At 43.2% G+C, this 14,389-nt stretch carries 14 protein-coding genes; 12 read left to right on the top strand and 2 right to left on the bottom strand.

All coding sequences use genetic code 11. The features are described from left to right. Positions 1 to 52: 52 nt before the first annotated feature. Positions 53 to 673 carry a DUF4230 domain-containing protein gene (locus BMW53_RS08835; RefSeq protein ID WP_038560107.1) on the top strand — a complete coding sequence of 207 codons (621 nt, stop codon included), beginning with the start codon at positions 53 to 55 and terminating at the stop codon, positions 671 to 673. Here the strand turns inward: BMW53_RS08835 and BMW53_RS08830 are convergent. Together BMW53_RS08830 and BMW53_RS08825 are read right to left on the bottom strand one after the other, a co-directional pair. Further along, entirely contained in the window at positions 670 to 1,536 is an 867-nt protein-coding gene (locus BMW53_RS08830; RefSeq protein WP_038560104.1) for a 3-keto-disaccharide hydrolase, read from the bottom strand. The genes BMW53_RS08835 and BMW53_RS08830 overlap by 4 nt on opposite strands. A gap of 12 nt (positions 1,537 to 1,548) precedes the next feature. Then, on the bottom strand, positions 1,549 to 2,766 hold the full coding sequence (locus tag BMW53_RS08825; protein ID WP_051567906.1) for a serine hydrolase domain-containing protein: 1,218 nt from the start codon (positions 2,764 to 2,766) through the stop codon (positions 1,549 to 1,551). 269 nt (positions 2,767 to 3,035) lie between these two features. Here BMW53_RS08825 and BMW53_RS08820 point away from each other — a divergent pair, with 269 nt between their 5' ends. The 11 genes from BMW53_RS08820 (at position 3,036) to BMW53_RS08770 (ending at position 13,917) form a co-directional block, all read left to right on the top strand. Beyond that, positions 3,036 to 4,457: a monomeric [FeFe] hydrogenase gene (locus BMW53_RS08820; protein WP_038560101.1), complete on the top strand. Its 1,422-nt coding sequence runs from the start codon at positions 3,036 to 3,038 to the stop codon at positions 4,455 to 4,457. Positions 4,458 to 4,557: 100 nt separating this feature from the next. Next, on the top strand, positions 4,558 to 5,538 hold the full coding sequence (locus BMW53_RS08815) for an oxidoreductase family protein (protein ID WP_038560096.1): 981 nt from the start codon (positions 4,558 to 4,560) through the stop codon (positions 5,536 to 5,538). A gap of 57 nt (positions 5,539 to 5,595) precedes the next feature. Beyond that, on the top strand, positions 5,596 to 6,477 hold the full coding sequence (locus tag BMW53_RS08810) for a 3'(2'),5'-bisphosphate nucleotidase CysQ family protein (protein WP_038560092.1): 882 nt from the start codon (positions 5,596 to 5,598) through the stop codon (positions 6,475 to 6,477). Positions 6,478 to 6,651: 174 nt separating this feature from the next. Beyond that, entirely contained in the window at positions 6,652 to 7,002 is a 351-nt protein-coding gene (locus tag BMW53_RS08805; RefSeq protein ID WP_051567905.1) for a thermonuclease family protein, read from the top strand. 64 nt (positions 7,003 to 7,066) lie between these two features. After that, positions 7,067 to 9,283, top strand: a complete 2,217-nt coding sequence (locus BMW53_RS08800; protein WP_038560086.1) for an amino acid permease — start codon at positions 7,067 to 7,069, stop codon at positions 9,281 to 9,283. Positions 9,284 to 9,355: 72 nt separating this feature from the next. Beyond that, on the top strand, positions 9,356 to 10,273 hold the full coding sequence (locus BMW53_RS08795; protein ID WP_038560082.1) for a mechanosensitive ion channel family protein: 918 nt from the start codon (positions 9,356 to 9,358) through the stop codon (positions 10,271 to 10,273). 33 nt (positions 10,274 to 10,306) lie between these two features. Continuing rightward, positions 10,307 to 10,663: a hypothetical protein gene (locus tag BMW53_RS08790; protein WP_038560078.1), complete on the top strand. Its 357-nt coding sequence runs from the start codon at positions 10,307 to 10,309 to the stop codon at positions 10,661 to 10,663. 245 nt (positions 10,664 to 10,908) lie between these two features. Next, positions 10,909 to 11,367 (top strand): thioredoxin family protein, encoded by a 459-nt coding sequence (locus BMW53_RS08785; protein ID WP_038560072.1) that lies wholly within the window; start codon positions 10,909 to 10,911, stop codon positions 11,365 to 11,367. Between the two features lie 11 nt (positions 11,368 to 11,378). Beyond that, entirely contained in the window at positions 11,379 to 12,353 is a 975-nt protein-coding gene (locus BMW53_RS08780; protein WP_217642914.1) for an FAD:protein FMN transferase, read from the top strand. Continuing rightward, positions 12,350 to 12,571, top strand: coding sequence for a DUF4266 domain-containing protein (locus BMW53_RS08775; protein WP_081804856.1), 222 nt, complete (start codon positions 12,350 to 12,352; stop codon positions 12,569 to 12,571). Before BMW53_RS08780 ends, BMW53_RS08775 begins: the two co-directional genes overlap by 4 nt. A gap of 14 nt (positions 12,572 to 12,585) precedes the next feature. Then, positions 12,586 to 13,917: a DUF3570 domain-containing protein gene (locus BMW53_RS08770; protein WP_038560062.1), complete on the top strand. Its 1,332-nt coding sequence runs from the start codon at positions 12,586 to 12,588 to the stop codon at positions 13,915 to 13,917. Positions 13,918 to 14,389 lie beyond the last annotated feature (472 nt).

Genomic DNA, 14,389 nt, shown 5'->3' with positions numbered 1-14,389 from the left:
ACGGGGTTTCTATAAAAAGTTTTATTTTAGATATTCAAAAACAAAGCTTTTTATGGAAACCCTTATTTTTTTGGGAATACTTATTGGGCTGGCTGCCGGAATTTTCGGAACGATTTTTTTTTACAAAAACCGCAACGAGAAACAACTGCACGACCAGTCGGTTATTTTGCTTGAACAAATAAAACAGGTTTGCAAACTAATTACCGTTGAAGGCGAATTCTCTGAGCTTTACACACACCGCGACGAAAAACAGCTGTTCTTCAAACTTTTTCAAACCGAAAAAAAAGCTTTACTAATTGTTAAAGCCAAAGTGATGATCGGTTTCGACCTCACAAAAATTAATATCGATGTAAATCCGCATAAAAAACGGGTTGAGCTATCACGTTTTCCCGAGCCCGAAATCCTTAGCATCGACAGCGACCTGGAATATTACGACATACAAAAAGGTATCATTAACAAGTTAAACGAATCGGATTTAACCAACATGAATAAACGCTCGAAAGAATTTATTCGTGAAAAAGTGGAAGAAAGCCACCTCGTGCAAATTGCAAAAGACCAGGCGAACGACACCATTGCACTGGTGCAACGGTTAATTGAATCGGTAGGCTGGGAATTTGAAACCGAACACCGTAAAATTAGCGCTACTAAAGTGAAAGAGCTATTAAAAGATTAATTGAAATACCGCGCAAAATATTCCGGCATTTCCTCCAGCTCCCGAATCTCAATTTCTTTATAAAAAACCTCGGCCGCCTCGCTTTGCAGCTGTATTTTCCCCTTATCCAGGGGCAAGGTTTCGCCGTCTTTAATGTAACGCGAGTTGCGTAAAACCATTACCACCTCGCCATTCACCATATGAATACTGTTTCCGTCGTAACAAATCAGCTCCAGCAAATTCCACTCGCCCGGCGCTTTTTCATAATTTCCGCTACGCAGGCAAAATCCCTGAATTTCTTCGTTCTGCCCCATCGGCAAAAATGGCTGGCTGGCATCGGCAACCGGATTCATAATATATTCAGGCAGGTAAGCGCGGATGTCGATGGCTGAAGTCATCTGGCTCCAGTAATCGCCCAGGTGCCCTTCCATTACCTGAAACTCCTGCGAAAGCATCCACGTGCGCCAATACTCGGCCCCCAATGGCCCGATTGAATGATACAGAATCCCCGAATCTTTCAGCAGTTTTTTACGCGGATCGAACTTTTTATTACCCCATTTCATTTTTAGCCGCAAATGGTAATTGCGATATTCTTTTTGGGTTACCAGGCAGCCATAAATCTCGCCGCTTATTTTTAAAACATCCTCGCCCGCCTCTTCTGTTACCGTAAAAACATTATAGCCCTCTTTGTTTAATCCAATCGGTTCAATTAAATTACCATCGGCATCCTTTGGCTGTTGCCCGTCGTAGCCCAACTGGTGCTTATAACTTAAATACCGGTCCCATTTAGAAAGGTCGTTATCCAGTAAGGTTTCCCACTCGTTAGTTGTATTGCACGACAGGAGTATAAACGTAAACAGAAGAAGCAGGATTGAATTTCTCATCTTTTATAGTTGCTATTTCGTAAAAGTATTGTCGATTATTGATTTAAATTCGTTGGCATATTGGTAATTACTTGGCATAATTTGCGTAGCTGTAATAATTATGAGCTGGTCGGTTGGATTGATCCAAAAATTTGTGGTAGCCGCTCCTGCCCAGCTGTATTCTCCGGTTTCAAAATCAACAGCTCCTGCCAGCCCAAATCCCTTTTGGCCATTTTCGTAGGTCGCTGTTTCGGGTAACTGGTTGCTCATAATCAGATTAACCGTCTCTGGTTCTACTATTTTTGCGCCATCCAGTTCACCTTTGTTCAACAACATTTTACAAAAACGGGCATAGTCATCAACGGTTGAAACCAGTCCGCCACCACCCGAAAAAAGTGTTACCGGTTGTTTAAATCCATCGGTAAAAAAGCCTTGTGCAGGTGCCAGCATTTTATCTTCTCCCTGATTATAAAGATTGCAAAAACGATCGTGCTTTTCTTCGGGCACATAAAATCCGGTATCGTCCATTTTTAGCGGTCCAAAAACGTGCTCCTGCAGGTATTCATCAAAAGGCATTCCTGAAATCACTTCCACGAGGTAGCCGGCCACATCAATCGAAAGCCCGTATAACCACTGGGTTCCGGGTTGAAAATTAAGGGGCATATCGGTCAAGGCAAGCATTTTGTCTTCCAGGTTTCCATCCCAACCGCTGACATTATTTACCCTGTAAAGCGAGTCAACATAAGTTGGATTCCATCCATACGATATTCCGGAAGTGTGGGTGAGCAAATGCCGGATCGTCATTTCGTTTTCCTGAGGCTCCAGACTAAACCCATTTTCGTTTGGGGTGTAAACTTTACAATTGGCATATTTCGGAATATAATCCGACACTTTATCATCCAGCTCAAACTTTCCTTCATCGTATAAAGTCATCAAAGCTACTGCCGTAACGGGTTTACTCATCGAAAAAATCCGGTAAATCGTATTCGTTTCAATTGGCTTGTTATTTTCCCGGTCGGCATAACCTTTGTTCATCCTAAAAACCTCTTCTCCATCCTTAATAATCAGTGCCGAAAAACCCGCTAACTCACCTTTATCAATGTATTGCTGAATAAGATTTTCTGCTGCTGCCAACGAATCGGCCACAACCGCACTGGTGTTTGTTTTCGATTCTTTTGGCGTTGAATTACATGCTGTAACAACTAAAACAAGCAAGAATAAAAACGGGTAGTAAGTTTTGAAAGATTTCATAAGATTAAATTTTATGTCAGTTAATTTTATTTCTAAGATGTGTGAAACACACCACAATTTTCAAATTTATAAAAAAGCCATTCCGAATTGCTTTCACCTACTAAATTTATGATAATAACACCACATTTCAAACTTTTCCGGGTAGTTGCCCGAATTGCTGGTCGCTCTTCGTTTAACCCTGACTTAACAAGAATCAACTAATCACTAAAAAGATGTTACGGAACATAAAAAGGCAGTACTTTTGCGGCGTCCATTAAAATAAAGGCAACATGGGATACACAAGTAACACACTGATTATTAGACGGGATTTACTAAAACATATTGTCAGGCTTTTTGCCGATGGTAAACTGGTTGAGGAGATCGACCGGATCCCGCTCCAAATGGTGCCCAAGCGCCAGAAAGCGCAAAACCGCTGTTGTATTCATAAAGAACGGGCGGTGATAAAATACAAACTGTTTCCTTTATTGGGCTACACGGTTGACGACGAAAAAGATGAACTAACCCCACTTAGTGTTTACGCCGAAAATGCCCAGAACCGCACCCAGGTAAAAAAAGAAATAATGACCGTGGTTGACGAAGCCTGCACAAGTTGTGTAAAAGCACAGTATGTGGTAAGTAACCTTTGCCGTGGCTGCGTGGCGCGTCCGTGTATGATGAACTGCCCGAAAGATGCCATTTCAATGGTGAACGGCCAGGCACAAATTAACAACAGCAAATGTATTAACTGCGGTATTTGCCAAAAGCAGTGCCAGTACCACGCCATTATCCACGTGCCTATCCCCTGCGAGGCGGCTTGCCCGGTTGGCGCCATTTCGAAAGACGAATACGGCGTTGAGCATATCGACGACGATAAATGTATCTATTGCGGAAAATGTATGGTCGCCTGTCCGTTTGGCAGTATTTTCGAAGTGAGTCAGCTTATCGATATTCTCATGTGTATCCGAAAAGAAGAGCACACCACAGCAATTTTTGCGCCGGCCATTCACGGCCAGTTTAACCTGACAACCGGGCAAATTGAAAACCTTTTAAAAGAAATTGGTTTTAACGAAGTGGTAGAAGTTGCCGATGGAGCACGTAAAACGGTAGAGCACGAATCGGCAGAATTTTTGGAACGACTTGATGAAGGTGCACCGTTTATGACCACCAGCTGCTGCCCAAGTTATGTGGAAACCGTTGAAAAACACGTAAAAGGATTAAAGCCTTTTGTATCGGATACTCCATCGCCAATGATGTATGCCGCCGATATTGCACGCGAAAAGAATCCGGGCACAAAAGTGGTTTTTATCGGACCGTGTATTGGCAAACGGAAAGAAGCCCGACGCAACGAAAAAGTTGATCATGTAATGTCGTTTGAGGAACTGAATGCACTTATCGTTGGTCTGGATATTGATTTGGGAGCAGTGCCTGATAACGAAAACCGTAATAATATTAAAACTCTCGATCGCGGATTTGCGCTTTCGGGAGGTGTAGCCGCCGCTGTTAAAGCCGAACGCCCTGAGGCCAACATTAAAGAACTGGTAATAAACGGTGTTGACAAAAAAGCTGTTGGAATGATGAAGGCTTATGCACGTGGAAAAGCACCGGCAAACTTTATTGAATTTATGGTTTGTGAAGGTGGCTGTATTAACGGGCCTGCTTCGCTGGGCGAAATGGCCGGCAACCGCAAACTGTTCAATAGTAACCTAAAATAGCTGTCATTTCGAATCCCGAAGAATGAGGGTGAGAAATCTTTTCATTGTAAGGGATTTCTTCTCCAAAGTCGTCGAAATAACATCGTTTAGTAAATAAAACATGGATCAACATTTTCAAAATATAATACTTGAGTCAACCGGAGCTGAAAGCCTCTACGAAATTGAAGTTATTCAGAGCCTATGGAGCGGTTACGGCGAAATCGTACGTTTCGGACTGGAAGGTTCCGAACTTGAAAGTGTAGTGGTAAAACATGTAAACCTACCCGAAGGAGGTTCGCATCCGCGCGGATGGAACACCAACCTTTCGCATCAGCGTAAACTAAAATCGTACAAAGTGGAAACAGAGTGGTACAAAGCGTTTAACGAAAAGGGCAACAACGATTGTAAAACTCCACACTGTTACGCGCTGGAAGCAAAGGGCAACGAGGTTTTGATGGTTCTTGAAGACCTCGACAGCACCGGCTTCCCTAAACGGTTAAACTCTTCGGTTAACTGGGATAATATAAATGCCTGTATCCGTTGGCTGGCCAGTTTTCATGCAACTTTCATGGGAGAAAAACCCGAAGGTTTATGGAAAACCGGAACTTACTGGCACCTTGAAACCCGTCCCGAGGAGCTGGAGGTAATGGATGATCTGCCCTTAAAAAATGCCGCGAGCGCTATTGATAAAAAACTAAGCGAAAGTCCTTTTCAAACGCTGGTGCACGGCGATGCCAAACTGGCCAACTTCTGTTTTTCAAACGATGGCAAAAATGTGGCAGCTGTCGATTTTCAGTATGTTGGAGGTGGTTGTGGCATGAAAGACCTGGCTTATTTTATTGGCAGCTGCATGAGCGAACACGACTGCGAAAAATACGAAAACAAACTCCTTGATCTATATTTTTCGCATTTGCAAGGAGCCCTTCAAAAGCAAAATACCCCTATTGATGGCAAAGCTTTGGAAACCAACTGGCGCGAATTATACCACCTTGCCTGGGCCGATTTTCACCGCTTTTTAAAAGGCTGGCATCCGGGGCACTGGAAAATCAATTCGTACAGCGAACGAGTTTCGCGCGAAGTCATTGAAAAGCTTTCGGTGTAAACACAACTTTGTGTAACTTTAGCACACTATTTTTTTATTCACCAATCAATTCGGCCTATGCATTTAACAACAAACGCCTTGCTTGCACTCTCACAACTGGCTATTGAAGCGGCTAAAAAAGCAGGTGCTTTAATCAGCGAATATTTCACAAAAGATGTGGAAGTAAAGAATAAAGAAGCTGCCGACAGCCTGGCCGCTCAGGTGGTTACCGAAGTGGATGTTAAAGCACAAAACACAATACTGGAAGTACTTTCTCCCTCACTTACAACATACGATCTGGCTTTGCTCACCGAAGAAAGTGTTGACGATAAAAGCCGTTTCGAAAAAGACTATTTCTGGTGTATCGACCCAATGGACGGAACACTGGCATTTACCGAAAAAACACCCGGTTATGCTGTTTCCATTGCACTGGTTTCAAAAACGGGAGAACCGCTTATCGGCGTTGTTTTCGATCCGGTTACACAGAACCTTTATTACGCAGTAAAAGGCCAGGGAGCTTTTAAAAACCACAAAAGCTGGCAACCTGATTTGCAGCTGGAAGGCAAAAGTACTTTCACCCTGCACATGGATCGCACGTTCCCGAAATACGAGCATTACGATGAATTTATTACCAGTCTTGAAGACCAGTTGCAAGAACTATCTATCAACGAATTGCAACTACAAAAACTGGCCGGCGGAGTTTTAAACGCCATCTGGTCACTCGATCAGGCTCCGGGCTGCTATTTTAAACTTCCGAAACCAACACCCGGCGGAGGAAGCCTTTGGGACTTTGCCGCAACAGCATGTATTTTTAACGAGCTTGGCGCTCCGGCAAGCAGTTTCGATGGCACTGCCCTCGACCTGAACCGTGGCGATTCTACCTTTATGAATCATCGGGGGGTTTTGTATGCTTCAAACCCGATTATTGCAAATATCATCAGGGAACTTCCGCTATGGTAGTCCTAACTCTGTGATCGACGAATCACAATATTACAACTTACACCCAAAGCAACTATCAGAACTAAACGCCCGATTGCGAATAAGAGCAGGCGCATATCTTTTCTGAAAAACCAGGAAATAAACTACTATATTAAGTTCCAAATCCGTATCTTGAGGGGAACAAAACACATAACTATGTACACCTACAAAGCAACGGTTGATCGTGTGGTTGACGGCGACACCATCGACCTGGTTATCGATCTCGGATTTAAAATCACCACTTTTCAGCGTATTCGTCTTCGTGGTATAAACACCCCCGAAACGTACCGTGTAAAAAAAGATTCGGAAGAATATAAAAACGGCATGAAAGCAAAAGCATTTGTTATTGAGCGGATAGCGAACAATGACAACGAAGTGATTGTTGAAACCGACAAGGATGTGGGTAAGTTCGGCCGTTATATTGGAGTTATCCGTTTGGCCGACAACGCGCAAACACTTAACGATGAACTGGTAGAAAAAGGTTTTGCTGTTTATGCAGAATATTGATTTCGTTTAGCATAAATAACAAAAAACATTCTATCTTTTGAACGCAGATTTGTAACGAATATTTATGACTACACAAAGCAACAAGTTTGGAACAGCGCCGGTATTTCTCACAGCAATATCAACCATTTTAGGCGCAATTTTATTTCTTCGTTTTGGTTATGCCGTGGGTACGCTGGGCTTTTGGGGTGTAATCCTCATCATTTTCGTCGGGCACCTGGTAACCATTCCTACGGCGCTTGCCATTTCCGAGATTGCCACCAACAAACGTGTTGAAGGCGGCGGCGAATACTTTATCATCTCGCGCTCGTTTGGCTTGAATATTGGCGCAACAATCGGTATTGCACTTTTCTTTTCGCAAGCCATTAGTGTGGCATTTTATGTGATTGCTTTTACCGAGGCATTTGAATTTCTTTTTAACCTGCTGGCCGATAAATACGACATTCTTCTGCCGCGGCAGGTTATCAGCTTGCCTGTTATGGCCGGCCTGGCTCTTCTGATTATAAAAAAAGGAGCCAATTTAGGCGTGAAAGCGCTTTATTTTGTGGTGGCTATTTTGTTTATTTCCATCATTATGTTCTTTCTCGGATCGACAGAATTTTCGCAATCCGCTCATCTGACTTTTTCAAAAGATCAGTTTCGAAACTTCGAGAATTTCTTTGTGGTTTTCGCCATTATTTTTCCGGCATTTACCGGAATGACGGCCGGAGTTGGCTTATCGGGCGATTTAAAAAACCCATCGAAATCCATTCCCATGGGAACGGTACTGGCAACGGTTTCCGGCATGATACTTTACGTTTTTATCGTTTATAAACTCACTATGTCGGCCTCCATCGAAGATTTAACGGAACACCAGTTGATAATGGGTAAAATTGCCATTGCCGGGGCGGTAATCGTTCCGCTTGGTTTGGCGGCATCCACCATTTCTTCGGCATTAGGTTCGGTTATGGTAGCTCCGCGTACGTTGCAGGCGCTGGCACTCGATCATGCTTTTCCATCGAAACGAATTAACCGCTGGCTGAGCAAAGCAAACCCGGCCGACAACGAGCCTCAAAATGCCTCGATAGTAACCGTGGCCATTGCTTTTGTTTTTGTGGCACTTGGTGATGTTAACGCCGTTGCTTCAATCATTTCTATGTTTTTTATGGTTACCTACGGATCGCTGTGCCTGATCTCTTTTCTGAATCATTTTGGAGCATCGCCATCGTACCGCCCCACTTTCCGGTCGCGCTGGTACCTTTCGCTGGTTGGGTTCCTGGTATCTATTTGGGTGATGTTTAAAATCAGCACCTCATACGCTTTGCTGTCAGCCGGTGCCATGACACTAATTTACCTGTACATTAACCACTACCACAAAAACCGCAAAGATTTTGCATCGCTGTTTGCCAACTCGCTTTTTCAGCTGAACCGGAAGTTGCAGGTACACTTACAGAAACGCAAAAAAATGGTAAAACAAAACGAGTGGCGCCCCAGTGCCATTTGTATTTCGGATAAAACCACGCACAACAACCGCGCTTTTCAATTGTTAAGCTGGATATCGTACAGATACGGATTCGGAACTTTCCTGTACCTCATCGAAGGGTATTATTCCTCAAAAACCGTTGAAAAGGCGGATGATATGCTAAACCTGATGCTTGATGAAGCAGATGAAGAAAGCTATGTTTACATCGATACCATTATTTCGCCATCGTACACCTCGGCAATTGCACAAGCCATACAAATTCCGGGTGTTGCAGGAATGGAGAATAACATGGTTATTTTTGAATACAACAAAGAAAAACCCGTTAATCTGGGTAGAATAATCGAGAATTTCGCATTGGTAAACAGTGGCGATTTTGATATTTGCGTACTGGCATCGTCGCAAAAAAAGATGAAAATACAGAATGGCATCCACGTATGGATCAATTCGTTCGACACCGAAAATGCCAACCTGATGATTCTACTGAGTTTTATAATTCTGGGCCACCCCGATTTGAAAAAGGCGAGCATCGAAATTTTTGTGGTTTGCCACGAAAACGAAGTAAAACAATCGAAGGATGAAATGAAAAAGCTGGTATTATCGGGCAGAATGCCGATTACCGAAAAGAATATCAAAATCATTCAGCGTACCGACGAAATAAGTACACGGGCAATCATTAATAAAACATCGAAAGATGCCGGTTTAATTTTGGTGGGGCTGCGCGAAGAAATGGTAAAACATGAAAAAGAAAACACTTTTGCCGGCTACGACGATTTGGGTACAATTTTGTTTGTTCACTCGAAAGAACAAAAAGCCATTGAATAATGCATTCTTAGAGGTGTTGCTGCACAAAACAAAATATTTCGTAACTTCTGCTAAACGCTAATAGCGATAGAAATGAGAGAGATAAACGAATTTATTACCAACCAAACAGGACTAAGTGCTGCCACCCAGCATAAAATAATTATCTCGATCATCATCCTGATCTTTCTTTCGATTACTCGACTGCTTATACTGCGTATTGTTTGGCGGCAAACAGAAAATGTAAAAATCCGCTACTCATGGAAACGCACCCTCTCGTTTATCATTCCTTTTGCCGGATTAATATTGATTAGTGCGGTTTGGATCCATGCCTTTGAAGAATTCGGAACTTTTCTCGGGTTATTCACCGCCGGTATCGCCATTGCCTTGAAAGACCCGCTGACCAACCTGGCCGGGTGGTTTTTTATTGTAGTTCGTAAGCCTTTTCATGTAGGCGACCGCGTGCAGGTTGGCCCGCACACCGGCGATGTTATCGATATCAGGCTTTTTCAGTTTACCATTCTCGAAATCGGGAACTGGGTTGACGCCGACCAAAGCACAGGCCGCATTATTCATATGCCCAATGGCAAGGTTTTCCTTGAGCCGCAGGCCAATTTCAGCACCGGTTTTGAGTACATCTGGAACGAAATAAAAGTGAACGTTACTTTTGAAAGCAACTGGGAAAAAGCCAAAGATATATTGGACACGATTATTCACGATTATTCGAAAGACATTCACATTAAGGCACAAAAAGAAATTCAGGAAGCCAGTAAAAACTATATGATTTATTACAAGCACCTCACACCAATTGTATATACCAGAGTAATGGACTTTGGCGTGCGCTTAACCATTCGCTACCTGTGCAATCCACGGCAACGTCGCGGATCGGAAAATATACTGTGGCAAAACATTCTTACCGCATTCAATAAAGAAACGGATATTCAATTTGCTTATCCTACAACACGTTTTTATAAAGCCGGCGAAGTAACCGAACCCCAACAACGCAACCTTTAATCGTATAAAACCATCTTAACCCAAACTGCAGTTATGAAACGTATTCTCCTGATTCTTTCCGCACTTCTATTTGTTATTGCTGCCTGCAACGACGAAAAAGGTATTGAAATGGACATTGTTGAAACCGGATGCATGAATGGCTGGGACGACTTTTACGAGGGCACCGACGATTATAGACATGCTGTAACAGCCTATCTCGAAAACAATAACATTGCAGTTTATTCGGTTCAAAAAATCAATTACTATTCAGGCCCGGTTTGTTTGGCTTGCTCATGTTCTACCGGTAATTTAATTGTAATCCGGATTGCCGAAAATGATGTTGGCAAGGCAGAACAGCTAGGGTTTCACCTTATTGTTAACGGCCAAAATAATATTCCATTGGAAGATTAATGTCATGTAAATTGAACATAGTCAGGCCGTCATGCCGAATTTATTTCGGAATCTTTCTCAAAATTGAGATGCTGAAATAAATTCAGCATGACGAAACAGCATTATTGATTCGAACTAGCTCTATCCCACTGATCTTCGACATTTAAATTCTGTTAAATTTCCAATCTCACAAAACATTTTAGGAAATCAACAGTTATACATATCGAATTATCCACATGATTCGATAATCTTTATAATATAGAACAATGAGCAAACAACTAATTTTAAAAATTGCCTCATTGACTTTTCTACTTACCCTTATTTTTTCGGGTATCTCGTTTGGTCAAAACTGGCAAAGCGATTTTCAGCAATCATTACAAACGGCACAAGCAGAAGACAAACCCGTAATCCTTGTATTTTCAGGATCGGATTGGTGTGCGCCGTGCATGAAACTGGAGAACGAGATCTGGAATTCAGATGAATTTAAAATCTATTCGGCAAAACATTTCGTGCTTTATAAAGCCGATTTTCCGCGCCAAAAAAAGAACCAGCCCGACAGCGAACAGGTGAAAGCCAACAAACAACTGGCCGAAAAGTACAATCAGAAAGGTTTTTTCCCGCTGGTGGTAGTGTTGGATAAAAACGGCAAGGTGCTGGGCGAAACGGGCTACAAAAAACTCTCGCCCAACGAATACATTAAACATATTGAAACCTTTGTGAACTAATGGTTCGCCACATGGTAATACTATTGGTTTTAGCGACATTGGGGCTGCCGGTTTTTGGCCAGCAACCTTATAAACGAACGCTAAAACTTATGGGAAGCCGCTTCGACATTACCGTTGTTGCCAACAACGAACAGGAAGGAAACGGCTATATTGATCTGGCAATTACTGAAATTCAGCGCATTGAAAAGCTGATCTCATCGTGGGATGTCAACTCCGAAACGTCGGCGATAAATAAAAATGCAGGAATACAGGCTGTAAAAGTATCGCCCGAACTTTTTGCGCTGATCGAACGTGCCATTCGTATTTCGGAACTCACCGATGGTGCTTTCGACATCAGCTACGCTTCGATGGATCGCATCTGGCATTTCGATGGAAGTATGACCGGGATGCCTTCGGAAGAAACCATTGCAGCATCGGTGGCAAAGGTCGGCTATCAGAACATTGTTTTGGATAAAACAGCTTCAACCGTTTTCCTGAAAAAACAAGGAATGAAGATCGGGTTTGGTGCCATTGGTAAAGGTTATGCTGCCGACAAAGCCAAAGCATTGCTGATGAGCCAAGGAGTGAGCGCTGGCATCATCAACGCATCGGGCGATATGAATACCTGGGGCAAACAACCCGACGGTAGTTACTGGAAAGTGGCTATTACCAACCCGATGAACAAAAACAAGGCTTTTGCACTTCTACCTATAAAAAATGGTGCGGTGGTTACTTCCGGCGACTACGAAAAATATGTGAAGTTTAACGGAATTCGTTACGCACACATCATCGATCCGCGAACCGGTTATCCGGCGCACGGCATCATCAGTGCAACCGTATTTGCGCCTATGGCCGAACTGGCCGATGCACTGGCAACATCAATTTTTGTAATGGGAATTGAGGTAGGGCTCGACCGTATAAACCAGCTGCCTCAAATAGAATGTATAATCGTTGACGATAAAGGAAATATCCATCAATCAGATCATATTAAAATCGAAACAGAATGACGCTAAAGAAGAAAATCATTTTACTCGCCGGACTGGGCATGATGCTTTTCAGTTCGTGCACAGTGCTTAAAGAGTACGAGAAGGTAAATATAAACGATCCGGATATGGCACTGGCCGACCGCAAGATCGACAAATTCCAAACTACTTTTCAATCGTACCGGGAAGCTGCATCGGGAGCAAACGGAGGTAAAACCGGTGGCGGATGCGGCTGCAATTAAATCGAATTTAAAACATGAAATATTTATTTAGTTTAATATTGTTTGTTTCAGTGCTGGCTGTAAAAGCCCAGGACGACAATCAGGGCGAATACAAAAAACGTGTACTGGAACATACCGAGATAGATTTCCTGCTAAACTATTACGAGCAGGACGGAGAGAATGCCGCTGTTACCGGTGGCCAAGGAACAGAAGAATTACAAGATCTTTCGCCAACAATTGTTGTAGCTGTTCCGTTGAACGACGACGATGTACTGACCATTAACGCGAATATTTCGGCCTACACTTCGGCCTCGTCGAGTAACATTAATCCTTTTGATGGCAAACAGCCGGCCGATCCATTTGTGGCCAGCAGTGGTGCCTCAAAATCGGATGTATGGGGAAATGTGGTGGGAAGTTACAGCCACAGCTCCGACGATAGAAACCGGCTGTGGAATGCCAACTTATCGGTTTCGGCTGAATTTGACTACACCTCATTTGGTTTTGGCGCAGGCCGTACCTGGTTATTCAACGAGAAAAACACCGAATTATCGCTGAACGCAAATGTTTATCTCGACACCTGGAGCCTCATCTACCCTATCGAACTTCGTCCTCCGGGGAATGATGAACCGGATGAAGATGATTATATGATGGATGACGAAGACGACTTTAACGGCAGCACCTTCGAACTAATAGTTCTGGGTTACGAACCGTCGTTTACCGAGCATCAGAGCAAAGGACGAAACTCCTACTCGGCAAGTATTGGTCTTTCTCAAATCCTTTCGAGCCGAATGACAGCTTATGTTTCTGCCGATTTTATTCTGCAGGATGGATTGCTTTCCACTCCATACCACCGCGTATATTTTGCCGACAAGGAGGACTATTTTTACGAAAACTTCCATTTGGCCGACGACGTGGAGCGCCTGCCCGACTCGCGCTTTAAAATTGCACTGGGGGCCCGCCTCAACTATTTTGTAAACCACCGGGTAACGCTGCGCACCTTTTACCGCTATTACACCGACGACTGGGGAATTACTTCGCACACGGCAAGCCTGGAAATTCCGGTAAAAATTACCGATAAGTTTACGGTGTATCCGTCGTACCGGTTTTACTACCAAACGGCTGCCGACTATTTTGCGCCGTACAACAAGCATTTATCTACCGAGGAATTTTACACCTCGGACTACGACCTGTCGGAATTTTCGGCCAACAACTACGGTTTTGGTATTAGCTACACCGATGTGTTTACCAAAGGACATATCTGGAAACTGGGCTTAAAAAGCATCGATTTGAAATACCACAAATACGATCGCGATTCGGCGTTCACCGCATCAATGTTTTCGTTTGGGGTGAAGTTTGTGGTTGATTAAGAAACCGGAAACTCCAAAATTCTAGCCCGGGGCTGTATTGATTTTACGCATACAGCCCCGGGCTTTTTTGTTTTGAAGAGCTTTCGCCCTCCCCTTCTCGAGAGTTCATCAGAGGAGCCGGATAAAAACAAGCTAAGTATATTGCTGGAGCAAAATCAATACTTTGCTGGCTAATCAACAAAGCTGTTTTCCCTTTTTAAGGGAAAATGTCGACAGTTGAGCTTGCGAATTGAAAATCGGCCACAGCCAAATCCCGTACTTTACGTCGGGGACAAAAAGGATAAAGCAAAACAGTAAAAGACTTGCTATTCAAAATAGAAAATTATAATCCGTTACCCCTCACCCTTCTATGTTGTAATCCAAATTTTATTTTTAGTATTTTGCTCATTATTAGCTATTTGTATTTCTTCAAAATAATACCTTCGGGCAATACAGAGCCAGCAGGTTTTCCTCTCCTGGTTAAATCCTTAGC

Origin of the sequence: Draconibacterium orientale (assembly GCF_900111425.1) — a bacterium.
Classification (GTDB): Bacteria; Bacteroidota; Bacteroidia; order Bacteroidales; family Prolixibacteraceae; genus Draconibacterium; species Draconibacterium orientale.
This window is presented reverse-complemented; position numbering and strand designations above follow the sequence as displayed.